Consider the following 26,303-nt stretch of genomic DNA (forward strand, 5'->3'; position numbering starts at 1 on the left):
GACGGGTGGTTAGTAATGTAATATCATTACGATTATCGAACGCGTGATATGAAGGCAACCGCTTTTTCCGGCTTAGGCGAATATTTCCCCCGGTTTGTAGAATGGGACCAAAAACGCGAGCGACAGCGCTTGTTTGTTGCGCTGGTGCGGGCGAGCCTGTACCTGGCCGGCGCCGACGGTTCGGCCTTCCGGAAACCAGTTCTGGAGAAGCAGAAGATAACCGGCGAATAGAGCGATCTATCCCGAGCGCCCTGCCTTTCCTCACTGGCCCTTGGTATTGCCCGTCGGATCATCAAGGCTATACGCGTTGCGGAAGCGTTTTGGCGACATTCCGGTCTGGTCGTGGAAGACCGTGTAGAAGCGGCTGACCGAGCCAAACCCTGCTTCGAAGGCAATGGCGGCGGCGTTCTTTTCGCTTCTGAGCAGCAGGCGCTGCGCCGTCACCAGCCTGCAGCGCATCAGATACTGAGCAATCGTCATGCCAGTCGACTGCCTGAACAGGCTCATGGCGTATTTCGGCTCGACGCCGGTGCATTGGGAGAATCTAACCAGTTCCGGCGCGAATCTCCCTTGCCAACAAAGACATCAAAGGCAGCAGGTTACAGAAAGTCGAGCACCATCCGGTTGAACTTGTCGGCGTGTTCCCACTGAACCCAGTGGCCGCATCGATTGAAGACGTGCAGCTCCGACTTTTCTATGCCCGCCACCAGCCTGAGGCCGGTGTCCATCGGCACGAAGCGGTCGTTGCGACCCCACACGATCAGCGTTTCGGCGGTGATTTCGTGCAGCCGGTGGTCGACATTGGGGAACTGGCGCGGATTGATCGCCAGGCTCTTGACGAAATTTTCCAGATGGTCGCGGCGCGCCAGGATGTTCTTCAATCGCGTCTCGAACAGCTCTTCGGTGAGGTCGCTCGGATCGAAGACGAAAACCTCCATCATCTTCTTCAGGTTCTCGATGGTGGGGTTGCGGTAAAGCGCGCCGATCAGCTTGATGCCTTCGGCCGGTTGCGGCGTGAACAGGCTCACGCCGCCGGTGCCGCCCCCCATCAGGATCAGCTTGCCGATCTTTTCGGGATGCGTGAGCGCAAAGGCAACCGCACTGTGCCCGCCCATCGAGTTTCCGATGATGTGTATCTTCTTGAGCGCCAGTTTTTCGACAAGGCCGTTCAGCATCCGCGCGTTCAGATCGGAGCGGGAGCCTTCGGAGATGACCGTGTCGCTCTCCCCCCAGCCGGGGCAATCCATCAGCATGACGCGATAGCCGGCGTCGGTCAGGGGCTGGATATTGCGATTGAAATTCGCCCAGCCCGTGGCGCCTGGACCGGAACCGTGGAGCATGATCACGGTCTCGCCGCCGAGGCCGGGGTCGCAATCATTGTAATGAATTTTCAACGTGCTGTCGCCGTGGGCGATCTCGGCGAAACGGCTGGTCGCTTCCGCCGTGAATATCTGGGCCATGAGGTCTCCTCCGGTGATGGCGCTTTCTTCGAAGCGAAACTAGCGATCTCGCCCCGGCCTGCGCAAACGGCCAGCCCATGCTGTGCACATTGTGCACGGGGCCGATTTGGCGATTGTCCGGTTCGTTTTGCCTCTGTTAGCCAGTGAAAAGCAGACGACGCGGACCCAATGCTGTGAGGAGCGGCGTTCGCGCACCGTTTTCATGATCGAAGGCCAGCGCCGCGCATGTCGCGGCCGGGACGCAATGTCCAGGAAGCCCGCAGGCGGTTTCCCGGCCGGAACAGTGTTGCCATTTTCAGGGAGGCTTTCCATGGCATTTTCAGATCAATTTGACCCCGGCCCGCAGATTGCCCAATGCGGCACGGTCAACCTCGGCACGAAAGATATCGAAAAGTCGCTGTTCTTCTTCCGCGACACGCTGGGCATGGAAGAGGTCGAGCGCAAGGGCAATGTGTCCTATCTGCGCTGCTATCAGGAACTCGGGCATCATTCCCTGGTTCTGACCGAACAGGAAGAGGCCGTCGTCAATGCGTTCTCATTCCGCGTCAAGCGCCCGCAGGATGTCGCGCTGTTCCATGAGGAGCTGACCCGGCAGGGCATCGAGGTTCTCAAGGTTCCGGCCGGAGCCGAAGCCGGACGCGGCGAAGCGATCCGTTTCCTTCTGCCCGGCGGCGGTCATCCGTTCGAACTTTATTACGACATGGAAAAGCCGCTGGCGCCGGAAAGCATCCGCTCTCGCCTGCCGTCCAATAGCTCGAAACGCCGTGGCCTCGGCGTGCGCCGGATCGACCATTTCAATATCCAGACCTCGCCGGACACCATCAATCAGGCCGAAAGCTGGGTGCGCGATACGCTCGGTTTCAAACGCCGCGAGTTTGCCCATCTGCCGAACCGGCCGGGAACCGTCCTGGCTTCCTGGATGTCGGTCACGCCGCAGGTTCACGATCTGGCGATTGTCGCCAACGGCCTGAACAAGACCGCCCAACTTCATCACATCGCCTTCAACCTGCAGGATTTTTCCGACGTCTTGACGGCTGCCGATACGCTGCGCGATCTCGACGTTTCCTATGGCGTCGGGCCGGGCAAGCACGGCATCGGCCAGGCGATGTATCTCTATATCCATGATCCGGGGTCCGACCACCGCGTCGAGCTCTACGCCGGCGGCTACCTGATTTTCGATCCCGACTGGAAGGCGATCGAATGGGAACAGGAAGCCTTTCCCGACGGCATGACCTGGTATGGCGATCCCATCGATACATCGACGGGCAGCCGCGGCCGCGACACCACCGGCTGCGCCGGGCTTTATCGCAATGAGCTCGTCCCCGCCCCGGCCAAATAGTCTTCGACCTTACGCGCCGCTTCCCGAAGCGGCGCGAGATATTTCTCGCATGCCTGCGACAGGCTCATGGCCGAACGCAGCATCACGACATTGATGCAGCCGGCCACCTTGTCGCCCTGCATGACCGGAACCGCGAGCGCCATGATCTTCTGCTCGCGGGGCCAGTCGCCATTGGCAAATGCGTAGCCGTTCTTCCGGTAGTCGCCGAGCTGCGTCTCGAAGGCGCTCCGCGCCGACGGCTCCGCCAGAAGCGAGCCCGGCTGCCGCGCAAGGCCCGCCAGCAGTTTTTCGCGTTCCTCATCCGGACAGAAGGCGAGATAGGCGCGCCCGAGCGCCGTCGTGGTCAATGGCAGGCGGCGGCGCACCGTGACCTTGTGAAACGACAGCGGGCTGAAACGGTGCGTGGTCTCGCGCACCTGCATGGAAAGCCCGTCAAGCGTTGCCAGGTCCGAGGGCCAGACCACCTTTACCAGCAGTTCGCCGAGCACGGCGGAGGCTGCTTCCGAAATCCACTCGTCTTCATTGTAGCCGTCGCTCAGGCCGTAGACGCCGGCCGTCAGCCTGTAGCTGTCGTCGGAGGCGGATCGGCGCACCAAACCCTCGTTCTGTAGCGTTTCCAGAAGCCGGCGCACCGTCGTGCGATGCAGCCCTGTCGCCGCGCTCAACTCCCGCACGGTTGCCCAGCCGCCCTCGGCCTGATTGAGAGACCGCAACAGCGCGAGGCCGCGCGACAGTCCCTGAACGGGCTTGTACGGCGTTTGGCTTGCCTCTCCCATTTTGCTCTCCGGTTTTGTGCACTATGTGCACATATCTCTCATGATCATTGTTCACTTGGCAAGCCTGCTGATAGCTCATCTGCATTGCCGGGGCGCGGAGGAGAACGTCTCCCGGACGATGAGACCGAGGAGCCAGATCATGACAATTCCCGCCAGTTCACGCCTCGATGCCAGTGCAATGGCTGCGACCGCAAAAGCGACGCCGATGAGGACGCGGGTGCTGATTGCCGGCGCGGGCCCCGTCGGCCTGACGCTTGCCAACTATCTTGGCGGCTACGGCGTCGAGACGATCGTGATCGAGGCGCTGCCGGAGCTGATCGATTATCCGCGCGCCATCGGCATCGACGATGAGGCGATGCGCACGATGCAGGGCATCGGGCTTGCCGACAGGATCGAGCCGCATACCACGCCGCTGCACTGGATGCGGTTTTTGACCGCGAAAGGTCGCTGCTGGGCTTCTCTCGAGCCGAAAACCGACGAGTTTGGCTGGTCGCGCCGCAATGCCTTCATCCAGCCGCAGGCCGACCGGATTCTTTATGAAGGGCTTTCCCGCTACAGCCATGTGAAGGTCCTGTTCTCGACAGAATTCCAAAGCCTGAAGCAGGATGCCGATGGCGTGGTCGCGACGGTGGAAGGCCCGGACGGGCCCTTCACCATCGAAGCGGATTATCTGGTCGGCGCCGATGGCGGCCGGAGTCCGGTGCGCAGCGCGCTGGGACTTGCCTTCGAGGGCAAGACCGCCGCCAACAAGTGGATGGTCGTTGATGTCGAGAATGATCCCGTCGGCACGCCCAATATCTACCTGGTCTGCGATCCGAAGCGGCCCTACGTTTCCGCCGCCCTGCCGCACGGCGTGCGCCGTTTCGAATTCATGGTGATGAAGGACGAGGATGACGCGCATTTCGAACGCCCCGACGTCATGCGCAGCCTGCTGGCCAAGGTGCTGGAAAAGCCGGAAGAGGCCAAGCTTATCCGCCGCCGGATCTACAATCACAATGCGCGGCTTGCCAACCGCTTTCGCGTCGGGCGGGTCGTGCTTGCCGGAGACGCTGCCCACATCATGCCGGTCTGGCAGGGGCAGGGCTATAACAGCGGCATTCGCGACGCCGCCAATCTCGGGTGGAAGCTGGCAATGGTGGTAAACGGCCGCCTGGGCCCGGACCTTCTCGATACCTATGAGAGCGAGCGGCGCAGCCATGCCAAGGCGATGATCGATCTCTCGGTCATGGTCGGCAAGGTGTTCAATCCGCCCTATGCGTTTCTCGGCACGGTGCGCGATGGCGTGACCTGGTTTTTAAACCTGTTCCCCGCCGTCAAGCGCTACATCATCGAGATGCGCTTCAAGCCGATGCCGCGCTTTACCGAAGGCGCGCTGGTGCCGAGCCGCGTCAAAAGCAAGGAAAGCCCGGTCGGCCGCCTGTTCATCCAGCCGCGGGTGCGCACCACCACGGGCGAGGTCCGGCGCATGGACGACCTGATCGGCCCCAATTTCGCGATCCTCTCCTGGGGCAACAACCCGCTGCAATATATGGATGCCGACCAGATCGCGATGTGGCAGGCGCTGGGCGCGGTCTTCATCTGCGTCAAGCCGGACGTGCAGCTCGGCGTCAGGCCCGATGAGGCGCTCGGCTTCGGAACCGACGCGGTGAACGGCGTTATCGAGATCGGCGATCAGCAGGGGCGGCTGAAGGAATGGTTCGGCAACTGGCCGGAATCCGTGGTCTTCCTGCGGCCCGACCGCGTGGTCGCGGCCACGGCCACGCCGCTGACGGTGACCGAGGTCTCGCGTTCGCTGGCGCGCGCCATGTCCTATCCCGGCAAGCCGCAGCCAATGGCGCTGGCGAAGGAGGCGTGATCATGGTCGATGCCGCACTGGTCCGGCAACTCGCGGGCGCGCTTCTTGCCGCCGAGGAAACGGCAAAGCCTATCGCCCCGATCCGCGATGCAATGCCCGATGATGGCGGCGAGACCGCCTATGCGGTGCAGCGCGCCAATGTCGAGCATTGGGTGTCGACCGGTCGCCGGATCGTCGGCCGCAAGATCGGGCTGACGGCCAGGGCCGTGCAGGCGCAGCTTGGCGTCGATCAGCCGGATTTCGGCACGCTTTTCGCCGACATGATCTATGGCGATGACGAGGAAATGCCGTTTGCGCGGGTGATGCAGCCGAAGGCGGAGGCGGAAATCGCGCTGGTGCTGAAGGCTGACCTCCCGGCGGTCGATACGACGCTGGTCGAATTGATCCGCGCCGTCGATTTCGCCCTTCCCGCCATCGAGGTCGTCGGCAGCCGGATCGCGGACTGGAATATCCGCTTCAACGACACGGTTGCCGACAACGCATCGTCCGGGCTCGTGGTTCTGGGCGGCGTTCCGGCGCCGCTTGCCGGCCTTGATCTCAAGACCCTTTCAATGGCGATGACCCGCAACGGCGAAACGGTGTCGACCGGTTCCGGGGCGGCCTGCCTCGGCCATCCGCTCAACGCGGCGCTGTGGCTGGCGCGCAAGATGGCCGCCTTCGGCACGCCGCTTCTGGCGGGCGATCTCATCATGACCGGCGCGCTCGGTCCCATGGTTCCGGTTTCGCCCGGAGACCAGTTTGAGGCCGACATTGAAGGCCTTGGATCGGTGCGCGCCGCTTTCGGCAACAATCAGGACTGAACAGCAAGCCGGGCCAGGTTCTCAAGGAGGAGACCGGGTCCCGCCATCTTTTTTTGAGGAGGAAGACCGAAATGATCAAACGCAGACATTTTCTCGGCGCGGCATTGGTCGCGACCGCATTGACCGCGGGGCTTCCCGCCTTCGCCGCGGATGATACCGTCAAGGTAGGCGTGGTTCTGTCGCTGTCCGGGCCGTTCAGCATTTACGGCACCCAGATGCAGAACGGCATCGACCTGTTCATGAAGCAGCATGGCGATGAGGTTGCAGGCAAGAAGATCGAACTGATCGTCAAGGATGACGGCGGCATCGCCCCCGATCGCGCCCGCCGGGCCGTTCAGGATCTTCTGGTGCGCGATCGTGTCGACGTTCTGGCAGGCTTCACCTTCACGGCGTCAGCCATGGCGTCCGCGCCGCTGGCCGAGAAAACCAAAACGGCAATGATCGTGATGAACGCATCATCGTCGCATATCACCGATGCCAATCCCTATATGATCCGCGTCGGCCAGACCCTGCCGCAGATCACCGAGCCGGCCGGCCGCTTTGCCGCCGAACAGGGTTATGAAAACGTCTATACGCTGGTGGCCGACATCACCGCCGGTCACGATGCGGAAACCGCCTTCATTCGCGGGCTGACGACCAATGGCGGCACCGTCGCCGGCAGCCTGCGGGTTCCGGCGCAGAACCCGGATTTCGCGCCGTTCATCCAGCGGATCAAGGATGCCAAGCCGGACGCGGTGTTCGTCTGGCTGCCGCCGGGCGAGGCGACGATCAACTTCATCAAGGAATTTGACCAGCGCGGCCTCAAGGAGGCGGGCATCACCATGCTCGGCACGGGCGACCTCACCGACGAGCTGACCATCCGCCAGACCGGCGAGGCCGGCCTTGGCGTGGTGACCACCGGCCATTATGCGATGGCGCATGATTCCGACCTCAATCGGGAATTCGTGGAGGCCTATCTTGCCGACAACCCCGATGGCCCCTGGCCGAACTTCCTCTCGGTTTCCGCCTATGACGGCATGGCCGCGCTTTACTACGCGCTGGAAAAGACCGGCGGCGATGCCTCGGGGCCGGCCATTGCCGAGGCGCTGAAGGGCGCGACCATAGAAAGCCCGCGTGGACCGATCACCATCGATCCGGAAAACCGCGACATCGTTCAGACCATCTATGTCCGCAAGGTCGAGGCGGTCGACGGCAATCTCGCCAATGTCGAGTTCTTCGAATTTCCCGAAAGCCGGGACATGACGCCCTGAGGCCTGGGGCGGGGCGGCTTTGCCGCCCGCCTTCCTTTTTCGGAGCTTTGAATGGCAGGTAATATTGTCGGCATTCTCTTCGACGGACTGGCCTATGGCAGCTTGCTGTTTCTGGTCGGCGTCGGGCTTTCCATCACCATGGGACTGATGAATTTCATCAATCTGGCCCATGGATCGTTCGCCATGATCGGCGGTTATGCGAGCGTCTATCTGGCCAACAGGGCGGGCATTCCGTTTCTGGCGACCCTGCCGCTCGCCTTTCTGGCCGCCGGGTTCTGCGGCATCGTTGCCGAGCGGCTTCTGTTTCAAAGGCTCTACAAGGCCCCGCATCTCGACCAGATGCTGTTTACCGTCGGCTTCGTGTTCTCCTCGATTGCAGCCGCGCACTATTTCTTCGGCGCCTCGCAGCAATTGGTCGCAATCCCGGACATGCTGCAAGGGCAGGTCCGGTTCATGGGCGTCGACTTCGGCAAATACCGGCTGCTGCTGATCGCGTTTGTCGCCGTCGTCACGCTGGCGCTGCATTTGATGCTGTCGAAGACCCGCTTCGGCGCGGAAATCCGCGCCGCCGTCGATAATCAGGATGCGGCGGCCGGCCTCGGCATCAATGTCAATCTGGTGTTTGCACTGTGCTTCGCGCTAGGCACCGGCCTTGCCGGCCTTGGCGGCGCGCTGGGCGTGGAGGTGCTGGGCCTCGACCCGTCCTTCCCGCTGAAATACATGGTCTATTTCCTGCTGGTCGTGGTTGTCGGCGGCGCCGGCTCGATCAAGGGCCCGTTGATCGCGGCACTGCTCCTTGGCGTTTTCGATGTCGCGGGCAAATATTTCGTGCCGGAAATCGGCGCTTTCATCATCTATGTCATGATGATCGTGCTGCTGATCGCGTTTCCCAACGGACTTGGGGGTAAACGCGCATGACGATCCGTTTTCAGGCCGTCCAGAGGCTGGCGTCGCCGCGGCCGCGCCTTGCTGAAATTCTCTTCTGGCTGCTGCCGGCCGCCCTCTATTTCCTGTTCCCCTACGACCGGGCGCTCGCCCTGTCGCTGATGACCTATGCCATCGCGGTTCTGGGCCTTGATCTGGTGCTCGGCTATGCCGGGATCGTGTCGCTCGGCCATGCCGCCTTCTTCGGCATAGGCGCCTATACGGCGGGGCTTCTGTCCGTCCATGGCTGGCGCGAGCCTTTGAGCGGGCTTCTGATCGCAGGCGCGCTGACGCTCGCGATCGGTTATCTGACGAGCTTTCTCGTCGTGCGCGGCAAGGATCTGACCCGGTTGATGGTGACGCTCGGCATCTGTCTCGTCGCCTATGAAATCGCCAATCGCATGAGCGGCGTGACCGGCGGCGTGGACGGGCTTTCCGGCATCGAGATGGCGCCGATCTTCGGCCTCTTCGAGTTCGATTTCTTCGGCAACACCGCCTACTGGTATGCCTATGCGGTCCTCGTGATCGTCTTTGTCGCGCTGAAGTTTTTTGCCGCCTCGCCGCTCGGCCTGTCGCTGCGCGCCATCCGCGAGGGCGTCAACCGGATGCCCGCCCTTGGCGCGTCGGTCAACAACCGGCTGCAGGTCGCCTTCACGCTTTCGGCAGGCATTGCCGGCATTGCCGGTGGTCTGATGGCCCAGACGACGCAATTCGTTGGCGTCGATTCCCTTTCGGTTACTCGTTCGGCCGAATTCCTGGTGATGCTGGTTCTTGGCGGCACGGGCAGGCTTTACGGCGCAGTGATCGGCACGGCCGTGTTCGTGGTCGCCCATGATTTCCTCAATGAGGTCGATCCGGTCTACTGGGAGTTCTGGATGGGCGTTCTGCTGATGGCGGTGGTGTTTTTCCTGCGCGGTGGGCTGACCGGCGGCGCCAGCGATCTGGCACGCTTCATCGCATCGAAAGGCCCTCCGACCTTGCGCAAGAGGGAGCCGGCGGAATGAAGCACGATACCAGTTTCCTTTCCAAAAGCGCGGGCTTTGCACTGGCAACCGAAGGCCTGTCGAAAAGCTGGGGCGGTTTCCAGGCCAACAGCGATATCAGCTTCGCCCTGCCCACCGGCGCGCGTCATGCGCTGATCGGGCCCAATGGCGCGGGAAAGACCACCTTCATCAACATGCTGACCGGCGTGTTGCAACCGACCGCCGGCAAGGTGTTCATCGGCGGCGAGGATGTGACGCAGACCTCGCAGGAAGAGCGGGTGCGCAAGGGCATGGCCCGCACGTTCCAGATCAACACGCTGTTTCCCAAGCTCACGGTTCTCGAAAGCGTGCTGCTGGCGATACTGGAGCGCAAGGGGCTTACGCGCCACTGGTTCCGCCCGCTGCAAAGCCATACGGCCGAAATCGAGGAAGCGCTCGACCTGATCCAGGATCTCGGGCTTGAAAACCAGGCCGGCAGCACGGTCGAGACGCTTGCCTATGGCAAGCAGCGGCTGGTCGAGATTGCGCTGGCGCTGGCGTCCAGACCGCACATTCTTCTGCTTGATGAGCCGGCGGCCGGCATTCCGGCGGGCGAAAGCACCGAGGTCTTCAACGTCATCGCCAGACTGCCCGCCGATGTCAGCATTCTGTTCATCGAGCACGACATGGAACTGGTGCGCCGCTTTGCCGAGCGCATCACCGTGCTGGTTTCGGGCAGGGTGCTGACCGAGGGGACGCCGGACGAGATCATGAGCGATCGCCGCGTGCGCGAAGTCTATCTCGGGGAGGGCGGCCATGACTGATCTTCTGACCCTTGAGGGCGTTTGCGCCGGTTATGGCGAGGCCAGCGTGCTCGACAATGTCTCGTTTTCCATGGCAGGCGGCGACAGTATCGCGCTTTTAGGCCGCAATGGCGTCGGCAAGTCGACGCTGATGCGCACGCTGATGGGGCTGACGCGCCATCGGGCGGGCGTGATCCGTTTCAACGGCGCCGATATCACCTCGCTTGCCACGCACAAACGCGCCCATGCCGGTCTCGGCTGGGTGCCGCAGGAGCGGGCGATGTTTCCCTCGCTCACCGTCGAGGAGCACCTGACGACGGTGGCGCGACCGGGACCATGGGATATCGCCGCAGTCTACGAGGTCTTTCCGCGCCTCAAGGAACGCCGCGCCAATATGGGCAACCAGCTTTCCGGCGGCGAACAGCAGATGCTGGCGATTGCCCGCGCGCTGATGACCAATCCGCGCCTGCTGCTGCTCGACGAGCCGATGGAGGGCCTCGCGCCGATCATCATTCAGGAACTGGCCGATGTCGTGCGGGCGCTGATCCGCGACAGGGGGCTCTCGGTGATCGTCGTCGAACAGCATGCGCGTCTGGCGCTGTCGATGACGGCGCGCGCCATCGTGCTCGATCGCGGGCGGATCGTCCATCAGTCGACAAGCGCGGAACTCCTCGATGATGACGAAAAGCTGAGCCGCCTTGTGGCGGTCGCCGCCTGACCGGGCGGACGAAGGATTGACGGAAAAGGACAGGTCATGACGGAAAAGATCAAATGCGCGATCATCGGCTCCGGGAATATCGGCTCGGACCTGATGATCAAGGTGATGCGCACCTCGGACGTGATTGAAATGGGCGCCATGGTCGGCATCGATCCGCAGTCCGACGGCCTGGCGCGGGCAAAGCGGCTCGGCGTGGCGACCACCCATGAAGGCATTGAAGGTCTTCTGAAAATGCCGGAATACAGGGATATCCAGGTCGTTTTCGACGCGACCTCGGCGCGCGCGCATGTCTCCAACAACGCCCTCCTGCAAAGGGACGGCAAGAAGGTCATCGATCTCACGCCGGCCGCGATCGGCCCGTTCACCATTCCGGCGATCAACGGCGATGCCAATATCGACGAGCCCAATGTCAACATGGTCACCTGCGGCGGTCAGGCGACGATCCCGATGGTCCATGCCGTGGCGCGGGTCTCCCGCCGCACCGTCTATGGTGAAATCGTTGCCTCGATCGCCTCGAAATCCGCTGGTCCCGGAACCCGCGCGAATATCGACGAGTTCACCGAAACCACCTCGAAGGCGATCGAGCTTCTGGGCGGGGCCGAACGCGGCAAGGCGATCATCATTCTCAACCCGGCCGAACCGCCGCTGATCATGCGCGATACCGTTTTCGTGCTGTCGCAGGGGGCGTCGCGGGACGATATCGAGCGTTCCGTCGCCGAGATGGCCGAGACGGTCCGTGAGTACGTGCCGGGATACCGGCTGAAGCAGCGCGTGCAGTTTGAGGAGTTCGGCGACAACCAGCCGGTGCGGATACCGGGCATTGGTCTCGCGACGGGGCTGAAGACCACGATCTTTCTGGAGGTGGAAGGGGCGGCCCATTATCTGCCGGCCTATGCCGGAAACCTCGACATCATGACGTCCGCGGCGCTCAGAACCGCCAATCACTGGGCCGCGAAAAACATCAGGGAAAGGGCCGCGTGATGAGCCGAGCCAACAAGGACAAACTCTATATTCAGGATGTGACGCTGCGTGACGGCATGCATGCGATGCGCCATCAATACAGTCTCGACGATGTCCGCGACATCGCCCGCGCGCTGGACCGGGCCGGGGTCGACGCCATCGAAATCACCCACGGCGACGGTCTGGCGGGCTCGACTTTCAATTACGGCTTTGGCCGTCATGATGATGTTGAATGGATCGCGGCGGTTGCCGAGGTGTGCGAAAACGCCGCCGTCACCGTTCTGCTGCTGCCCGGCATCGGAACCGTGCACGAGCTCGAACAGGCCCATCAGGCCGGCGCGCGTTCGGTGCGGATCGCGACCCATTGCACCGAGGCAGATGTCTCGCGCCAGCATATCGAGGCGGCGCGCGCGCTCGGCATGGATACGGTCGGCTTCCTGATGATGGCGCATATGGCGGAGCCTGCAAAGCTTGCCGAGCAGGCGAAGCTCATGGAAAGCTATGGCGCGGAATGCGTCTATGTGACCGATTCCGCCGGCGCGCTGCTGCCGGATCAGTATCGCCAACGCGTGACGGCGCTGCGCGCGGCACTGAAGCCTGAAACCGAGGTTGGCGTCCACACCCACCACAATCTGTCGCTGGGCGTTGCCAATGCCGTTGCCGGCATCGAGGCGGGTGCGGCGCGCGTCGATGCCTCGCTTGCCGGCATGGGCGCCGGGGCCGGCAATGCGCCACTCGAAGTGCTGATCGCCGTCCTGAACCGGATGGAGATCGACACGGGCTGCGATCTGTTCGCGCTGATGGATGCCGCCGACGATCTGGTGCGTCCGTTGCAGGAGCGGCCGGTGCGCGTTGATCGCGAAAGCCTGTCGCTCGGCTATGCCGGCGTCTATTCCAGCTTTCTGCGCCACGCCGAAAACGCGTCGAAGACCTACGGCGTTGATGCGCGTGACATCCTGATCGAACTCGGCGAGCGCCGGATGATCGGCGGCCAGGAAGACATGATCGTCGATGTCGCGCTCGACATGCTCGAAACGCGCCGAAAACGCTCGGCCTGACGATGGTTTGGTCACCGAGGTCGACGCTCGGCCGAGCCCGTGCGGCGGCGGCCTGATGACGAACCCGAAAATCGGCCAACCGGCGCCGGAGTGGCGATGCATTTTTCCAGCGCGCTGTGACCGGACAGGAGTTGCAGACCGTCAGCCCTGCTGACGGTCTGAAGCGCGTGGGCGCGCAGCGAAACCGGCATTTCCAGTTTCAGGGACGAGCGCTCCGGCCGGCGTGTTGCCTTGCCGATCAAGTATATTCGCAGCCATCCTGGCGCTCGCCGGGATGGCTTGCCTCCCGCTGAACCTGCCTCTTCAGACGTTCGATGCTGTCGACGATGTCAAACGTTGACAGAATTAAAATTGTAATACAAATTTATAATATGAATATCTTATGATCCTCGGATAGACTTCCGCAACCAACAAGAGTCGTGAACGCGGCGACCCTTCTCGTGCAACATCAAAGGTTGAATTCTGAAGGAGTTTGTTTTGGTCCAGTCCGCATTCTACGTGTCTTACCCCCGGGCCGGGGAATGGCCTCATGGCTGATGTCGGCTTGCCCGGCTCCCGCCGGGGATGGCAGATCGGCAAGGCGGCCAAGGGGCTGGTCGGGGCGCTGGCGCTGGTGGTCTTCTGGGAAATGCTCCGGCTGAGCGGGGTGGTCGACCCGCGCGATCTGCCGTCGGTCGTCGCCATTCTTCGCTCCTTCGTCGTGCAGGTTGCCAACGGCACGCTCATTCTCGCGGCGCTTCAGACCCTGTTGTCGTGGGCGATCGGCATGGCCGTCGCCCTGGTGCTCGGGACAGCGCTCGGCATTCTTCTAGCGCTCGTTCCCTGGCTGGAACGGGCGAGCCGGCCGACCTTGGAATTCCTGCGGCCGATCCCGTCCGTCGCGCTCATCCCGGTGGCCTTGATGGCGCTCGGGATCGGTGTCGCGATGCAGGTCTCGCTGATTACCTTTGCCAGTATCTGGCCGATCCTGTTTGCCGCGCGCCAGGGCGTGGAGGCCATCGATCCGCGCTATTTCGATGTCGGCCGGGTCTGGGGCCTCGGGCAGGCGGGCCGGATCCTGCGCATCGTGCTTCCCGCCGCCTTGCCATCGATTGCCACCGGAACCCGGATCGCCGCCTCCGTGGCGCTGGCGCTGTCGATCACCGTGGAACTTTTGACCGGCCGGCCGGGACTGGGCGCGGTGCTGCAGGCCGCGCGGCTTTCCGGGCAGACCGCGGAAATGTGGGCGGTGGTGTTTTGCGCCGGGATCATGGGGCAGGCGATCAACATGGTCTTCCTGCGCATCGAACGCGCTCTGTTTCCATGGAGTGGAGAGCATCTTGCCTGATCGCCAAAAACTGACGATCCTGTTCGTACAGGGGCTGTTCATCGCGCTCCTCGTGGCTGTTTGGCAATGGGCCGCGATCGCCCATCCCGCGCCCTATCTGCCGCGGATCGGCCCGATCATCGAGGCATGGCTTTCCTATTTCCAGGCGCCGCTTCTCACGCAGGCGACCTGGCCCAGCCTGTATCGCCTGCTTGCCGGCTTCGGGATCGGCGCCGGGCTTGGTGTCGTGTTCGGGCTGGCGCTGGGACAGGCGCGCGGCCTCATCGACTGGACGCGTCCGACGCTCGAATTCCTGCGCTTCATTCCCGCGGTCGCCATTCTTCCCGGCGCGCTTGTGATCCTCGGGCCGACCGACGGCATGCGGATTTTCATCATTGCCTTCGGGTCTTTCTTTCCCGTGCTGCTTGCCACGCTCGATGGCACGAGGCGGATCGAGCCGCTTCTGCTCGATGTGGCGAAGATCGAGGGGCTGAAACCGGTAATGGTTTCCTGCCGCGTGATACTGCCCGCGACCCTGCCGGCGATCTTTGCGGGCCTGCGCATCGCGCTCGGCATGGCGCTGATCATGATGATCATTTCCGAACTCATGGCCGCGACCAACGGGATCGGGGTGGCGATGTTGCGCGCGCAACGCCTGTTCCAGAGCGCGAAGGTCTACGGCGGCGTTCTCGCCATCGGCACGATCAGCATCGTCCTCACACTGGCGCTTCTCGCCGTGGAGCGCCGGGTGCTGCGCTGGCACATCGGTTGGAGAGAGGGCGCAAAATGACACCTTTGACACGGACGGAAACGACGATGGGCACTGAACTCCTGAAAGCCGAGAATTTGACCAAGGCCTATGCCGGCAACCCGACTCCGGTCCTCGGCGGCGTCGATTTCGCCCAGACAGAAGGCGAATTTCTGTCGGTGGTCGGCCCCTCCGGCTGCGGAAAGACCACGCTTCTGCGCTGTCTGTCGGGCCTGATGAGGCCGGATGCCGGCGGCGTCTCGCACCGGGGCGAAAGCTTCACCCGGCCGCCGGAATGGCTGTCGATCGTGTTCCAGGACTATAATCGCAGCCTGTTTCCATGGCTCACCGTACGCGGAAATGTCGGTTTCGGGTTGCGCGAACGGGATCGGGCAAAGAAGGCGGCGATGGTGGATGACGCGATCGATGCCGTCGGTCTTTCCCATGCCGCCGATCTTCACCCCTGGCAGATATCGGGCGGCATGCAGCAACGCTGCGCGCTGGCGCGTTCGCTGGTGTCCTCGCCGGGGCTGCTGTTGCTCGACGAACCCTTTGCCTCGGTGGATGCCCAGACCCGGATCGACCTTCAGGACCTGTTGATGAAACTGGTCGCCGAACGCGGCATTTCCGCGCTTCTGGTCACCCATGACATCGACGAGGCGGTGTTCATGGGCGATCGCGTCGTGGTTCTGTCGACCCGGCCCGCACGCGTAGTGGAGGAGGTGATCGTCGATCTTCCCAAACCGCGCGATCAACTCGCCACCAAGGAGAGCCCGCGTTTCCTCGAACTGCGTCACCATGTTTACACATCGGTGCGTCGGCAAGCCGGGGCGGCTGTCTGAGCCGCCCCCAATAACAAAAAGAAGATCAGAAAAACTTCACCAGAGAGAGAACAAATCGATGTATAAAACTTTGAAAACACTGATCGTTTCGGCCGCGATGGCCGTGACCGCGATGTCGACCCTGCCGCAGCCTGCCGTAGCGCAGGACCTGACCAAGGTCCGCGTCGGCTATATTCCCGTCGGCGTCTATGCCTATCTGTGGCGGGCCCGCGATGCCGGCTATTTCGCCGACGCAGGTCTCGAGGTCGAACTCGTGACCATGGCGGGCGGCGGCGAGATTATTCCCGCGCTTCAATCCGGCAGCCTGCAATTCGGCATTTCCGATGCGCTTGGCGTGCTCAACGCCCGCAATGCCGGCATCCCGGCGACCTATGTGTCGTTCAATTTCGCACAGACCGAGGAAAGTCCGGTCCACGCGGCGCTGACCTTCGATCCCGAGATCAAGGGTCCCGCCGATCTTGCGGGCAAGTCGGTGGCGACCAATCTCAGCTACAATACCGACTGGACCATGATGCGGGCGTGGCTGCGCGATGCGGGCGTCGATCTTGACACCGTCCAGTTCCAGGAAATTCCCTTTCCCGAAATGATCGCCTCCGCCCGCTCCGGTTCGGTGACGGTGGTGGGGGCCGTGGAGCCCTTCGTGACGCTTGCCGAAGCCGATGGCGCCACGGTTCTCGGACATTTTTTTACCGAGGTGAAGTCGCCTGCGGTGCTGTCGGGCGTGGTGGCGATGACGCCATGGATCGAGGAAAACGAAGAGCTGACCGTCGCCTTCGTCGATGCGATCGACAAGGCGATCGACGATTTCAACGGCGATCCGAAGATCGCGCGTGACACGATTGCCGCCAACACCAAGATCCCGCCGGCGGTCGTGCAGAGCATGGAGCTCGGCGTCTGGGATACCGACGTCGATCCGAACGAGATGCAGTTCTGGGTCGATGCCGCCTCGGTCGAGGGCATGCTGGGCGCGGAAACGGATCTGGAAGATCTGGTCTGGACGCCAGCCAATTAAGAGACGTTTCGGGGCGGGTGCGCTGCCTACCTTTCAAAAGCTGAAAAGGCATACTGGTCCGTGCCGCAATGGCCGGGGTGAGAAACCCCGGCCATTTTCATATGGCGCACCGGTCGCCGGGTGGCCGAAGGCAGGACCGTCGAAAGGGGCGACTGGTCTCGCCGCCGCGCAACAAAAAGCCCCGGGCACGGCTTGCGTGCTCGGGGCGTGGGAACATGCAGTTTTCCGTGAGATTGGCTTTTACTGGGCCTTGGATGCTTCAACCAGGTCGTGGAGCCTTTCATATTCGGCCTTCACTTCCGGCTGGCCTTCCAGCAGTTCGGCTGCAAGCGTGGCGAAGCCTTCTTCCATCTGGGTCTGTTCTTCCGGCGGCAGCTGGGTGATGACGCCGCCGTTTTCGGTCCAGGTGGCGTAGGAACGGTCTACGTTTTCGACGCCCCAGGGGTAGACCGCTTCCTCGGCGGCACGACCGGCTTCGATGATGGCGGCCTTGGTGTCTTCGCTCTGCATCTGGAACCAGTCCTCATTGACGACGGTGACGGAGACCACTTCGGCGAAATGCAGGTCGAGGATGTATTTGCCGACGTCGTAATATTTGAACGCGGTGAGGATCGGCACGCCCACCAGCATGCCGTCGAGGCCGCCGGACTGGAGCTGCGGGATCACTTCGGAAAGCGCCAGCGGCAGCGGGATCGCGCCGAGCTGCTCCATCGGCTCGATCTGGAGCGGCGAGGCGAAGGTGCGGATCTTGAGACCCTTGACGTCCTCCAGCGTCTTGGCGTCTTCCATGGTGAACAGCACGGTCGGCGAATTGTAGATCGCGCCGATCACGCGGAGGCCCTTGTCGAGAAACATGGTTTCCAGGTGATCGCGGTATTCCGGGTCGTGAAGCGCCGCATGCACATCTTCCGGCGAAGTGAACAGGCCCGGCACGTCGAAGGCCTGGAAGCGCGGATCGACGTTCGACATGAAGGATGTCGGTGTGGTGAAGGCTTCGATCGTGCCCAGAAGTACGCCCTCCGACATGCGCGGGATCGCGCCGAGCTGGGAGGCCGGGTAGATCTCGGTCGTCACCGCGCCGGGGGCGCGCTCGGCCAGTTCGTCGGCGAAGACCTTGATCCATTCATGCTGCACATCGTTGATGGTCGCGGTCGCGAGCTTCATCGTGGTTTGCGCCTGGGCGGTGAGGAAGGTGCTCACCGTGAGAGCGGTGGCAAAAGCTGCCGTTTTGAGAAAGTTGGATATCATGGAAAGCGTCCTTTTCAGTGAGGTTGGGCAAGCGACAGGGATAGAGCGGGAACATAGGTGATCGCGATGAGCGCGATGACGAGCACCACCACGAAGGGGGCGACGCCCCGGTAGAGCGTGTGCGCGGGCAGGCCGGTCACCTGCTGCGCCACGAAGATGTTCAGACCGAAGGGCGGCGTGAACATGCCGATTGCAAGATTGACGGTCATGATGATGCCGAAATGGATCGGGTCGATGCCGAGCGAGATCGCGATCGGCACCAGAAGCGGCGCGAAGACGAGGATCGCGGAGGTCGGATCGAGGAAGGCGCCGATCGCCAGAAGCAAGAGGTTGACCGCCAGCAGGAAGGCGAAGGCGGAAAGCTCCATCGCGTTGATCCAGGCGATGATTGCCTGCGGGACGCCCTGTGTCGTCACGATCCAGGTGATGACGCTTGCCGCGGCGACCAGGATCAGGATCTGGCCGGAAAGCATCGCCGCGCTGCTGGCCGCGCTGACGATATCGCGCAGCGTCATGGAGCGGTAGACGAAGAGCCCGATCACGATCGCGTAGAAACAGGCGAAGCCGCCCGCCTCCGAAGGCGAAAACACGCCGAGATAGATGCCGCCGAGCACGAAAACCGGCATCAGGATCGCCCAGAAGGCATCCTTGGTGGCCTTGGCGGCGGCCTTGAAGGAGAACGCATGATCCGAAGGGATGCCGCGGCGCATCGCATCCACGACCACGAACAGCGACAGAAGCGCCGCCATGAGGACGGCCGGCAGGATACCGGCGATGAAAAGCCGGGGAATCGATTGTTCGGCGGCCATGCCATAGAGGATCATGGCGATGCTGGGCGGGATGACGATGTCGATCGCGCCGGACGACGCCAGCAGGCCGCCAGCGCGGCGCTGGCCGTAGCCCGCCGCAATCAGCTTCGGGTAAAGCGTCTGGCCGAGCGCGGCGACGGCGGCGACCGACGACCCGGAGATCGCGCCAAGCGCGGTGGAGGCGGCGACGGTGGAGACCCCGAGACTGCCCGGAACCCGTCCCACCATGGCCATCGCCCAGGCAATCAGCCGGTTGGCGATGCCGCTGGAGCTCATGAGCTGGCCGGCGAAGACGAAGAACGGAATGGCCAGAAGGGCGAAATTGTCCAGCCCGCCGAACATCACCTGCTGCAGCGCCACCGGCGGTATGTTCAGGAAGAACAGCATGGCGACGGCGACCACCGTCAGGAAGACGAGGAAGATCGGCGTGCCGATGGCGACCAGCAGAACGGGGAGGACGATATAGGCGAAGATCATGGGCGGATCTCCGTAGCCTTGGTCTTGCGTAGCAGGGCCATGATGTCGAAGACGAGCTTGACGGCGCCCGCGATGGTGAGCCCGGCGAAGCCGAAGAGCAGGGCCGCATGCGGTATCGTCATGGGGATGCCGAGCCCCATGCTGCTCACGCCGATCCGGTTGATCTTCACGATGAAAAGCCAGGACGCATGGGTCGCGAAGGCGCAGGCGAAGATGGCGATGAGATCGTGAAGGATATACCACAAATACCGGGCGCGTTTCGGCGTATAGAGCGGCAGAAGGTCCACGCTGATATGGCTGCGGGCGAAGAACGACAGCACTGCGGCAATCATCGTGATCCAGATGATCAGGTAGATCATCGTCTCGTCGGCCCCGACAGGCGAGATGCCGAAAAGATAGCGGCTGCCGGCGTTGAGCACGTTGATAGCGACCACGACAAGCAGCACGATGCCGAGGCCGGTGTGGAGCGCGCGGGTGACGATATTACCCGCGCTTGTCGGTTTCGCGGCGGCCTTGTCTTCGTCGCTCATGGGCGCTCCTCCAGGATGCGGCGGATCGCGACCAGTTTCTGGGCGCGGCTCTTCTGCAGTTCTGCGATCTTCTCCGGCGTGTAGTCATAGACGCCGCTGCCCGACTTCAGGCCAAGCGTGCCGGCCGCAATCTTCTCCTTGACCAGGTCCGGCACGTCCTTGCGATCGGCGAGATCAGCGTTGAGGAAGCTCGACACGGAGTTGTAGATGTCGAGCCCGGCCATATCCAGCAGCGCCATCGGGCCGATCACCGCCAGCTTGTAGCCGATCCCCCAGGAAACGCAGGTGTCGATATCCTCCGGGTCCACCACGCCCTGTTCGACAAGGTCGATCACTTCGCGCAACAGCGCGTAAAGCACGCGGTTTTCCACAAAGCCCGGCACGTCCTTCTTGACGGTCACGGGCAGCAGGCCGAGCGAGCGGATCAACTGCTTGATCGCCTCGCTTGTCTCCGGCGCGGTCTGGGCGCCGGCGATCACCTCGATCATCGGAATGATGTGCGGCGGGTTCGACCAGTGCATGCCGACCATGCGGGCGGGGTTGGAGATGTGCTCCTGAAGGCTGGTGATCGGAATGCCGGAGGTATCGGAAGCGACGATCACGTCATGGCCGATGAGCGCATCGATCTGGCGATAGACGCTGGCCTTGATTTCGGACTTCTCCGGAACGTTCTCGATCACCAGATCGGCGCCGGAGACCGCCTCGGCGAGGTCGCTCGTCAGCTTGACCGGGTTATCGCCCGTGGCGGCAATGCCGAGCGTATCGAGTACCTTCTCGGCGGTCGCGATCATGGCCGAGGCGCGTTCCAGCGCGGCCGGCGCGATGTCGTAGGCGGTGACGTCGAGGCCGCCGCGCGCCAGCCGCGCCGCCATGCCCGGCCCCATGGTTCCCAACCCGATGATTGCAATTTTCTTCATGGTCTTCTCTTTCCTGGTTGAGTGGTCACGACCGGACGGACCGGTCATCTTGTCTGGAAGCGGTCCCGCGCGCGGGAGACGTCGCTAAAAGGGCGATCAGCAGAACGGCTGCGATGATGTTGACAATGGCGACGGCGTGGCCGAGCGCTGGCGGCAGCATCAGGCACAGTCCGGCGATGATGTAGACGGCCCGAATCGGCGGCGAGAGTTCGCTGCGGGCGTAGCCCGCGGCCCCCATGGACACAGCGGCGATGCCGCCGAAAGCGGTGAGGGCGGCAAGGGTCGCGCCGTACCAGGTGCCGCCGAGCAGAAGCTCCGGCGAGAAGGCGAACAGGAACGGCACGAGATAGGCGACCCAGGCAAGCTTCAGCGCTTCGAAACTGGTGCGCCACATATTGGCCCCGCCGATCCTCGCCGCGGTGATCGAGGCCAGCGCCACCGGCGGCGTCAGCATCGACATCATGCCGAAATAGAGGATGAATAGATGCGCCTGCATCGGTTCGAGGCCGGTATCCTGAAGGGCCGGCGCCAGGATCGTGGCCAGCACGACATAGACGGCGACCGTGGGCATGCCCATGCCGAACAGGATCGCGATCAGCGCGACGAGGATGAGAAGCACGATCTTGTGCCCGCCGCTGAGCGCAATCGCCTGGCCGGCAATGGAGAAGCCAAGGCCCGTGAGGCTGATCAGGCCGATGATCAGGCCCGCGGCGGCGGTGATGAGCAGCAGCGGGGCGACCGACATCCCGGTATCGACCACCACGCGCAGCATTATGCGGGGACTGAGGCGCACACCGCGATAGGGGCGGACGACGCTAACCAGAACCAGCGCGATGATGGCCGCAATGGCCGCCATCTGCGGGCGTGTCTGGAGATTGAAGAGAACGAAGAACATGACGATGAACGGCAGCGCGAAATGCCCGCCTTCGGCAAAAGCCGCGCGCACGGTCATGCGCTCGCCCTTGTCGATCTCGCGTACATCGGAGCGGGCGGCCAGCCGATCGACCTGGAGGAAGATCGCGCCGAAATAAAGCGCTGCGGGAAGCGCGGCTGCGATGATCACGTCGTGATAGGGCACCTGGATATAGTCGGCCATGACAAAGGCGGCCGCGCCCATGACGGGCGGCAAAAGCTGGCCGCCAGTGGAGGCTGCAGCTTCAACGGCAGAGGCGGTCGAGGGGCTGAGGCCGGCGCGTTTCATCAGCGGGATCGTCATGATCCCGGTGGAGACGACATTGGAGACGGCGTTGCCAGTGATCGTGCCGAAAAGGGCCGAGGTGCCGACGGCGGCCTTGGCGCTGCCGCCGCGATAGCGGCCGAAGATCGCGAAGCTGATGCGTGTCAGGAAGTCGCTGCCGCCTGAATGGCGAAGAAGTTCACCGAAGAGCACAAAGGGAATGACGATTTCGACGGCGACCTGTACCGGCGTACCGAGAAGCGCGTTCGGATCGGTGAGCATGTAGATCGCCCAGCGATTGACCGGGGTTTCGGGAATGCCGAACGGACTGCCGAACAGGGCGAGCAGGGAAAACAGCTCAACAATCAGGACAATGGGCAGGCCGACATAGCGCCAGACCAGGAAGCCGAGCCCGCCAATCACGGCATAGGCGCTCATGGTCAGCCAGAGCGGGCGCATCACGGCCAGGATCGTCAGCTGCGGGTAGCGCCAGGCGATGGTGAGCATGATTGCCAGCAGCACGCAGCCGGCGAGATAGGCCGCAAGGCGGAGCGAGCCGTGCGCCCGATCGCCCAGCAGGAAGGCCGTCACGGCGAGCGACAGCCCGACGGCGCAGGCCAGAGGCTGCTCGTTATAGAGCGGCACCTTGACCAGCATGGGCAGGTTGAGGATCCACGCCAGCGAGATCGCGACCAGCAGGAAGCCGGCCGCCTTCGCCCCGACATTTGCCGTCGGGGCGCTGGTGACAGGCTTGGAAGATGTATCGTGTTGGTTGGTCATGATGTCAGCCCAGCGACTGGAACCTGATCATTCCGTATCCGATACCTTTGCTCCCTCGTGATAGGGCAGCTTCGTATAGACCCGCGACACGGTGTCTTCAGACATGGCGCCAAGGATCGGGTTGGAGGCGGCGATGCCTGCCGGATCGGCGTTGATCATCTCCGCGATATCGGAGACCACCGCCGGATCGAGGTCCTTGCGGGCCACGAGGACGTAGTCATAGGCCATCGTCTTGAACGCTTCCGGCGCGCCGACGACACCGGCATCGGCCGCGACATCGTAGATATAGGCTTCGGGTGCGACGGCATTCATGCGCTCGACCGCTTCCGCGCTGTCATCGAAGGGCAGCCAGGCGATGCCACCGAGCGCCGAGTCCGCCTCGACCACAGCGCCCGCGCGCAGCGCGAACAGCGTGGCGTCGACATCACCGTTCACCAGCGCCTCGACGCCCGTGCGTACGCTCGAGACCGGAACGGTGGTGACGTCGTCGGGGGTCAGGCCGCCATTGGCGAGCGCGCCTTCGAAGTAGGGCAGCAGGCTTGCCTGCGCGGGAACGCCCCAGGCCATGCGCTTGCCCTTGAGATCGGCAATTGTTTCGATCCCGGAATCGGCGCGCACCATCAGTCCGACCGGACTTGGAAGCAGCGCGGCGACCAGCGCGATATTATCCTGCGCCATACCCTTGAAGGGGCCATTTCCGCGAATGGCATCGCCGGCATCAGGGGTGACAAGTGCAGCGATATCGAGTTCTCCGGCATTGATGAGGGGAACGAAAGCGGTCGCGCCGCCGAACGACTGGACGGTCACGTTCATACCGGTATTCGTACCGATCGCCTGAGCGAGCGCGGCGTTCACGCCATAGTTCTGGGAGCCCTGCTGGCCGGAACCGAAGCGCAGGTCCTGGGCGAGAGCGGCGGAGCCGAAAGAGCATGCCGTAAGCAGCACGCCGGCTGCGAAAGTTCTGAATTTCATTTTCGTTCACCTCTGTGTTTTGCGACCGGACCGGCGTTTTCGCTTCTTGTCCCGTGGTCGTTGGTTCTAGCGGGTCATGTCTGGCTGGCCTTGATGAGGTCTGCCGCCTTTTCGGCGATCATGATGACGGCGGCGTTGATGTTGCCGCAGGGAAGGTCCGGCATCACCGAGGCGTCGACGACGCGAAGCCCGGTTATGCCGCGAACCTTGAGTTCGGGATCGACGACGGAGGCGTCGTCCGCGCCCATGCGGCAGGTGCCGGCGGGGTGATGCACGGTGATCGAGGTCTTGCGGATATGCTCGTCGATCTCCTCGTCGCTCTGGCATTTGGCGCCGGGGAAGAATTCGGTTTCGATAAAGCTGGCCATGGCGGGCTGGGCTGCAAGCGCGCGTCCGACGCGGAAGCCCGCGCGCAGCGACTTCCAGTCGTTCTCGGCGGCCAGGAAGTTCTGGTGGATGAGCGGGGCGGCGAGGGGATCGGCGGGTGCGAGTTTGACGGAGCCACGGCTTTCGGGCTGCACCGCGACGATGCGGGTGGCAAAGCCATCGCGGAAAGGTTGCTTGAACGGCTTGAACCACGGCCATGCCGCGAGCGGCGCTGCGGTGAACAGGAGCTGGATGTCGGGGAGCGGCCGGCTTTCATCGCTCTTGAGAAAGGCGACGACGCCGCCGGGCACGTCGCCGGAGAGCCCTTTGCCCGTCAGATAGGTCCTGGCAAAATCGACCATGATCCTGTCAGCGCGCATCTTGTGCAGGAAGGGGCCGGGCGTCTTGCGGTGGTGCATGATCAGCACCGAGACGTGATCCTGCAGGTTCTTGCCGACGGCGGGAAGGTTGACCCTGGTCTCAATCCCCTGTGCCTGCAATTCGTCGCCCGCGCCGATACCCGAAAGCATCATCAACTGGGGCGTGTTGATGACGCCGCCCGAAAGCAGCACTTCGCGGTTGGCGGTCACGCGGCGTTCGCCGCCATTGTGGTCGAAGACGAGGCCGGTGGCGCGGCTGCCCTCGAAGGTGATGTTCTTCGCCATGGCCTGGGTCAGAACGGTGAGGTTCTTCCGCTTCATCGCCGGCCTGAGATAGGCGTTGGCGGTGGAGGCGCGCCGGCCATTGCCGATCGTCATCTGCAGGCGGCTGAACCCTTCCTGGGTTTCGCCGTTGTAGTCCTCGGTCTGCGGATAGCCCGCTGCGCGGCTGGCTTCGGCGACGGCATCCGTCAGCGGGTCCTGGTATCGGCAGCGCTGGGTGGACAGAGGGCCGGAGCCGCCGCGAAACGCGGTTTCCCCGCCTTCCCAGCTTTCGGTCTTCTTGAAATAGGGCAGGGTCTTTTCATAGGACCATTCGGTCAGCCCGCTCGCCGCCCAGCGATCGTAATCGCCGCGATTGCCGCGCACATAGGCCATGGCATTGGTGGAGGAGGAGCCGCCGATCACCTTGCCGCGGGCGCATTCCACGGCGCGACCGCCGACATTGTCCTCCGGCTCGCAGAAATACATCCAGTCATGACGCCGTTCGGTGAGGATCTTGCCCCAGCCGAGCGGGATGTGGATCATCGGATCGCGATCCCAGCCGCCGGCCTCCAGCAGCAGGACAGTAACGGAGGGGTCTTCGGTCAGGCGGTTGGCCAGCACGCAGCCCGCGGAGCCGGCTCCGACGATGACGTAGTCATAGGTTTCAGCGTGCGACATGGCGTTCTTCCTTGCGATCGGCCCGATCCGTCTTTGCGTATGTTGAGGAGCGGAAGGCGCAGCGGCTTAAAGCCCGCGCCTTCCGCCTTCGCTTCTCAGTCGAGGTCTTCGGCGAGACCCTTGTGGCGGACAGCCGCCGACCAGTGGTCCCAGCCGCGATTGATCTGCGCGCCGACCAGATTGCCTGCGGCCTCGAGCTCGCCGTCTGTCATGAACTTGATCTTCCCGATCTGAAGAGCGAGCGTATAGGCCTTGGCTTCCTGTTCCATATAGAAAGCGCGGAAGGTCGTTTGCCGGATCGAGTTGCCGACATTCACCACGCCATGGCGGGCCATGATCACGGCTGCCGACTGGCCGAGGCTTTCTGCGATTTCGGCGCAGACTTCTGGACTGCCGCCGAACAGGTCGGTGTTTTCACCCTGCTTGTCGCGGATTTCGTAGACCGGCACGGATTCGCCAAGGAAGGCGCCCATATGGGTGACCGGGCGCAGCGGCGTATCGATGAAGCTGAAGGGCAGAACGGCGGGCGAATGCGTGTGCAGAACGCACATCACATCCGGACGGGCCTTGTAGATCTCGCTGTGGATATAGCGCTCCAGATAGGAGGGACGGTTGTCCGTCGTCTCGCCATCGAGCGTCAGGGTCTGGATGTCGGAGGGCGTGATCGTGTTGGGCGCAAGCTTTTGCGGCAGCAGGAACTGGTTCGGGTTTTCCGGGTCGCGGGCGCTGATATGACCGAAGACATCCATGATGCCCTCGTTCACCAGAATCCGGGTGGCCATCACCAGTTCCTGGATCGCGGTTTCGCGTGCTGTTCTCGTATCAGACATTGTTCAGGTTTCCTCTGGAGGGGCGGTCCCGGCGTGAGCCCGAAAGGAATCACGCCGGGAGA

Annotated in this window: 26 protein-coding genes; 15 read left to right on the plus strand and 11 right to left on the minus strand. The window is 63.1% G+C overall.

Annotation, left to right across the window (positions count from 1 at the left end; genetic code table 11):
- Window positions 1-48 precede the first annotated feature (48 nt).
- A complete protein-coding gene (locus tag V6766_RS18370; RefSeq protein ID WP_448468972.1) occupies window positions 49-231 on the plus strand; it encodes a hypothetical protein in 183 nt (60 codons plus the stop codon).
- 30 nt (window positions 232-261) lie between these two features.
- Here the strand turns inward: V6766_RS18370 and V6766_RS18375 are convergent, their stop codons facing one another.
- Both V6766_RS18375 and V6766_RS18380 read right to left on the minus strand, forming a co-directional pair.
- Window positions 262-552 carry a helix-turn-helix transcriptional regulator gene (locus V6766_RS18375; RefSeq protein WP_448469058.1) on the minus strand — a complete coding sequence of 97 codons (291 nt, stop codon included), beginning with the start codon at window positions 550-552 and terminating at the stop codon, window positions 262-264.
- Window positions 553-599: 47 nt separating this feature from the next.
- Window positions 600-1,460, minus strand: coding sequence for an alpha/beta fold hydrolase (locus tag V6766_RS18380; protein ID WP_448468974.1), 861 nt, complete (start codon window positions 1,458-1,460; stop codon window positions 600-602).
- Window positions 1,461-1,770: 310 nt separating this feature from the next.
- On the opposite strand from V6766_RS18380, the gene V6766_RS18385 reads away from it, so the two are divergent.
- Window positions 1,771-2,799 (plus strand): VOC family protein, encoded by a 1,029-nt coding sequence (locus V6766_RS18385; protein WP_448468976.1) that lies wholly within the window; start codon window positions 1,771-1,773, stop codon window positions 2,797-2,799.
- On the opposite strand, the gene V6766_RS18390 is transcribed toward V6766_RS18385, so the two are convergent.
- The gene (locus V6766_RS18390; protein WP_448468978.1) at window positions 2,763-3,575 is read right to left on the minus strand and encodes a DNA-binding transcriptional regulator; all 813 of its coding nucleotides are present in this window, start codon (window positions 3,573-3,575) and stop codon (window positions 2,763-2,765) included. The two genes, V6766_RS18385 and V6766_RS18390, sit on opposite strands and share 37 nt — an antisense overlap.
- A 139-nt stretch (window positions 3,576-3,714) precedes the next feature.
- On the opposite strand from V6766_RS18390, the gene V6766_RS18395 reads away from it, so the two are divergent.
- The 13 genes from V6766_RS18395 (at window position 3,715) to V6766_RS18455 (ending at window position 16,813) form a co-directional block, all read left to right on the plus strand.
- Window positions 3,715-5,430: a bifunctional 3-(3-hydroxy-phenyl)propionate/3-hydroxycinnamic acid hydroxylase gene (locus V6766_RS18395; RefSeq protein WP_448468980.1), complete on the plus strand. Its 1,716-nt coding sequence runs from the start codon at window positions 3,715-3,717 to the stop codon at window positions 5,428-5,430.
- 2 nt (window positions 5,431-5,432) lie between these two features.
- Window positions 5,433-6,230 (plus strand): 2-keto-4-pentenoate hydratase, encoded by a 798-nt coding sequence (mhpD, locus tag V6766_RS18400; RefSeq protein WP_448468982.1) that lies wholly within the window; start codon window positions 5,433-5,435, stop codon window positions 6,228-6,230.
- Between the two features lie 71 nt (window positions 6,231-6,301).
- On the plus strand, window positions 6,302-7,480 hold the full coding sequence (locus tag V6766_RS18405) for an ABC transporter substrate-binding protein (protein ID WP_448468984.1): 1,179 nt from the start codon (window positions 6,302-6,304) through the stop codon (window positions 7,478-7,480).
- A gap of 51 nt (window positions 7,481-7,531) precedes the next feature.
- Window positions 7,532-8,398 (plus strand): branched-chain amino acid ABC transporter permease, encoded by an 867-nt coding sequence (locus tag V6766_RS18410; protein WP_448468986.1) that lies wholly within the window; start codon window positions 7,532-7,534, stop codon window positions 8,396-8,398.
- Window positions 8,395-9,408: a branched-chain amino acid ABC transporter permease gene (locus tag V6766_RS18415; RefSeq protein ID WP_448468988.1), complete on the plus strand. Its 1,014-nt coding sequence runs from the start codon at window positions 8,395-8,397 to the stop codon at window positions 9,406-9,408. Before V6766_RS18410 ends, V6766_RS18415 begins: the two co-directional genes overlap by 4 nt.
- Complete coding sequence (locus tag V6766_RS18420) at window positions 9,405-10,190, plus strand: ABC transporter ATP-binding protein (protein ID WP_448468990.1); 786 nt, start codon at window positions 9,405-9,407, stop codon at window positions 10,188-10,190. Before V6766_RS18415 ends, V6766_RS18420 begins: the two co-directional genes overlap by 4 nt.
- Window positions 10,183-10,887, plus strand: coding sequence for an ABC transporter ATP-binding protein (locus V6766_RS18425; RefSeq protein WP_448468992.1), 705 nt, complete (start codon window positions 10,183-10,185; stop codon window positions 10,885-10,887). The genes V6766_RS18420 and V6766_RS18425 overlap by 8 nt, the downstream gene beginning before the upstream one ends.
- A gap of 36 nt (window positions 10,888-10,923) precedes the next feature.
- Window positions 10,924-11,868 (plus strand): acetaldehyde dehydrogenase (acetylating), encoded by a 945-nt coding sequence (locus V6766_RS18430; protein ID WP_448468994.1) that lies wholly within the window; start codon window positions 10,924-10,926, stop codon window positions 11,866-11,868.
- Window positions 11,868-12,905, plus strand: coding sequence for a 4-hydroxy-2-oxovalerate aldolase (gene dmpG / locus V6766_RS18435; protein WP_448468996.1), 1,038 nt, complete (start codon window positions 11,868-11,870; stop codon window positions 12,903-12,905). The genes V6766_RS18430 and dmpG overlap by 1 nt, the downstream gene beginning before the upstream one ends.
- Before the next feature lie 529 nt (window positions 12,906-13,434).
- Complete coding sequence (locus tag V6766_RS18440) at window positions 13,435-14,232, plus strand: ABC transporter permease (protein ID WP_448468998.1); 798 nt, start codon at window positions 13,435-13,437, stop codon at window positions 14,230-14,232.
- On the plus strand, window positions 14,225-15,001 hold the full coding sequence (locus V6766_RS18445) for an ABC transporter permease (RefSeq protein WP_448469000.1): 777 nt from the start codon (window positions 14,225-14,227) through the stop codon (window positions 14,999-15,001). Before V6766_RS18440 ends, V6766_RS18445 begins: the two co-directional genes overlap by 8 nt.
- Before the next feature lie 26 nt (window positions 15,002-15,027).
- Window positions 15,028-15,801: an ABC transporter ATP-binding protein gene (locus V6766_RS18450; protein ID WP_448469002.1), complete on the plus strand. Its 774-nt coding sequence runs from the start codon at window positions 15,028-15,030 to the stop codon at window positions 15,799-15,801.
- Window positions 15,802-15,859: 58 nt separating this feature from the next.
- Entirely contained in the window at window positions 15,860-16,813 is a 954-nt protein-coding gene (locus V6766_RS18455; RefSeq protein WP_448469004.1) for an ABC transporter substrate-binding protein, read from the plus strand.
- Between the two features lie 240 nt (window positions 16,814-17,053).
- On the opposite strand, the gene V6766_RS18460 is transcribed toward V6766_RS18455, so the two are convergent.
- The 8 genes from V6766_RS18460 to V6766_RS18495 all read right to left on the minus strand — a co-directional run bounded on the left by V6766_RS18460 (window position 17,054) and on the right by V6766_RS18495 (window position 26,241).
- A complete protein-coding gene (locus V6766_RS18460) occupies window positions 17,054-18,061 on the minus strand; it encodes a TRAP transporter substrate-binding protein (protein WP_448469006.1) in 1,008 nt (335 codons plus the stop codon).
- Window positions 18,062-18,075: 14 nt separating this feature from the next.
- A complete protein-coding gene (locus tag V6766_RS18465) occupies window positions 18,076-19,347 on the minus strand; it encodes a TRAP transporter large permease (protein WP_448469008.1) in 1,272 nt (423 codons plus the stop codon).
- Entirely contained in the window at window positions 19,344-19,877 is a 534-nt protein-coding gene (locus tag V6766_RS18470) for a TRAP transporter small permease (protein ID WP_448469010.1), read from the minus strand. Before V6766_RS18470 ends, V6766_RS18465 begins: the two co-directional genes overlap by 4 nt.
- Window positions 19,874-20,794 carry a 5-formyl-3-hydroxy-2-methylpyridine 4-carboxylate 5-dehydrogenase gene (gene fhmpcd1, locus V6766_RS18475; protein WP_448469012.1) on the minus strand — a complete coding sequence of 307 codons (921 nt, stop codon included), beginning with the start codon at window positions 20,792-20,794 and terminating at the stop codon, window positions 19,874-19,876. The genes V6766_RS18470 and fhmpcd1 overlap by 4 nt, the downstream gene beginning before the upstream one ends.
- 25 nt (window positions 20,795-20,819) lie before the next feature.
- Window positions 20,820-22,751 (minus strand): TRAP transporter permease, encoded by a 1,932-nt coding sequence (locus V6766_RS18480; protein WP_448469014.1) that lies wholly within the window; start codon window positions 22,749-22,751, stop codon window positions 20,820-20,822.
- Window positions 22,752-22,778: 27 nt separating this feature from the next.
- On the minus strand, window positions 22,779-23,723 hold the full coding sequence (locus V6766_RS18485; protein ID WP_448469016.1) for a TAXI family TRAP transporter solute-binding subunit: 945 nt from the start codon (window positions 23,721-23,723) through the stop codon (window positions 22,779-22,781).
- A gap of 74 nt (window positions 23,724-23,797) precedes the next feature.
- Complete coding sequence (locus V6766_RS18490) at window positions 23,798-25,411, minus strand: GMC family oxidoreductase (RefSeq protein WP_448469018.1); 1,614 nt, start codon at window positions 25,409-25,411, stop codon at window positions 23,798-23,800.
- Window positions 25,412-25,506: 95 nt separating this feature from the next.
- Entirely contained in the window at window positions 25,507-26,241 is a 735-nt protein-coding gene (locus V6766_RS18495; RefSeq protein WP_448469020.1) for a class II aldolase/adducin family protein, read from the minus strand.
- Window positions 26,242-26,303 lie beyond the last annotated feature (62 nt).

It is taken from the genome of Martelella sp. AMO21009 (assembly GCF_053484295.1).

Excerpts from the sequence above, each read along its gene's own strand:
- V6766_RS18410 (WP_448468986.1), top strand. The coding sequence starts at position 7,532 with ATGGCAGGTAATATTGTCGGCATTCTCTTCGACGGACTGGCCTATGGC.
- V6766_RS18440 (WP_448468998.1), top strand. The coding sequence starts at position 13,435 with ATGGCTGATGTCGGCTTGCCCGGCTCCCGCCGGGGATGGCAGATCGGC.
- V6766_RS18490 (WP_448469018.1), bottom strand. The coding sequence starts at position 25,411 with ATGTCGCACGCTGAAACCTATGACTACGTCATCGTCGGAGCCGGCTCC.
- V6766_RS18430 (WP_448468994.1), top strand. The coding sequence starts at position 10,924 with ATGACGGAAAAGATCAAATGCGCGATCATCGGCTCCGGGAATATCGGC.
- V6766_RS18395 (WP_448468980.1), top strand. The coding sequence starts at position 3,715 with ATGACAATTCCCGCCAGTTCACGCCTCGATGCCAGTGCAATGGCTGCG.
- V6766_RS18455 (WP_448469004.1), top strand. The coding sequence starts at position 15,860 with ATGTATAAAACTTTGAAAACACTGATCGTTTCGGCCGCGATGGCCGTG.
- V6766_RS18380 (WP_448468974.1), bottom strand. The coding sequence starts at position 1,460 with ATGGCCCAGATATTCACGGCGGAAGCGACCAGCCGTTTCGCCGAGATC.
- V6766_RS18450 (WP_448469002.1), top strand. The coding sequence starts at position 15,028 with ATGGGCACTGAACTCCTGAAAGCCGAGAATTTGACCAAGGCCTATGCC.
- V6766_RS18460 (WP_448469006.1), bottom strand. The coding sequence starts at position 18,061 with ATGATATCCAACTTTCTCAAAACGGCAGCTTTTGCCACCGCTCTCACG.
- V6766_RS18425 (WP_448468992.1), top strand. The coding sequence starts at position 10,183 with ATGACTGATCTTCTGACCCTTGAGGGCGTTTGCGCCGGTTATGGCGAG.
- V6766_RS18405 (WP_448468984.1), top strand. The coding sequence starts at position 6,302 with ATGATCAAACGCAGACATTTTCTCGGCGCGGCATTGGTCGCGACCGCA.
- V6766_RS18485 (WP_448469016.1), bottom strand. The coding sequence starts at position 23,723 with ATGAAATTCAGAACTTTCGCAGCCGGCGTGCTGCTTACGGCATGCTCT.
- V6766_RS18470 (WP_448469010.1), bottom strand. The coding sequence starts at position 19,877 with ATGAGCGACGAAGACAAGGCCGCCGCGAAACCGACAAGCGCGGGTAAT.
- V6766_RS18495 (WP_448469020.1), bottom strand. The coding sequence starts at position 26,241 with ATGTCTGATACGAGAACAGCACGCGAAACCGCGATCCAGGAACTGGTG.
- V6766_RS18370 (WP_448468972.1), top strand. The coding sequence starts at position 49 with ATGAAGGCAACCGCTTTTTCCGGCTTAGGCGAATATTTCCCCCGGTTT.
- V6766_RS18390 (WP_448468978.1), bottom strand. The coding sequence starts at position 3,575 with ATGGGAGAGGCAAGCCAAACGCCGTACAAGCCCGTTCAGGGACTGTCG.
- V6766_RS18480 (WP_448469014.1), bottom strand. The coding sequence starts at position 22,751 with ATGACCAACCAACACGATACATCTTCCAAGCCTGTCACCAGCGCCCCG.
- V6766_RS18465 (WP_448469008.1), bottom strand. The coding sequence starts at position 19,347 with ATGATCTTCGCCTATATCGTCCTCCCCGTTCTGCTGGTCGCCATCGGC.
- mhpD (WP_448468982.1), top strand. The coding sequence starts at position 5,433 with ATGGTCGATGCCGCACTGGTCCGGCAACTCGCGGGCGCGCTTCTTGCC.
- V6766_RS18385 (WP_448468976.1), top strand. The coding sequence starts at position 1,771 with ATGGCATTTTCAGATCAATTTGACCCCGGCCCGCAGATTGCCCAATGC.
- dmpG (WP_448468996.1), top strand. The coding sequence starts at position 11,868 with ATGAGCCGAGCCAACAAGGACAAACTCTATATTCAGGATGTGACGCTG.
- V6766_RS18415 (WP_448468988.1), top strand. The coding sequence starts at position 8,395 with ATGACGATCCGTTTTCAGGCCGTCCAGAGGCTGGCGTCGCCGCGGCCG.
- fhmpcd1 (WP_448469012.1), bottom strand. The coding sequence starts at position 20,794 with ATGAAGAAAATTGCAATCATCGGGTTGGGAACCATGGGGCCGGGCATG.
- V6766_RS18420 (WP_448468990.1), top strand. The coding sequence starts at position 9,405 with ATGAAGCACGATACCAGTTTCCTTTCCAAAAGCGCGGGCTTTGCACTG.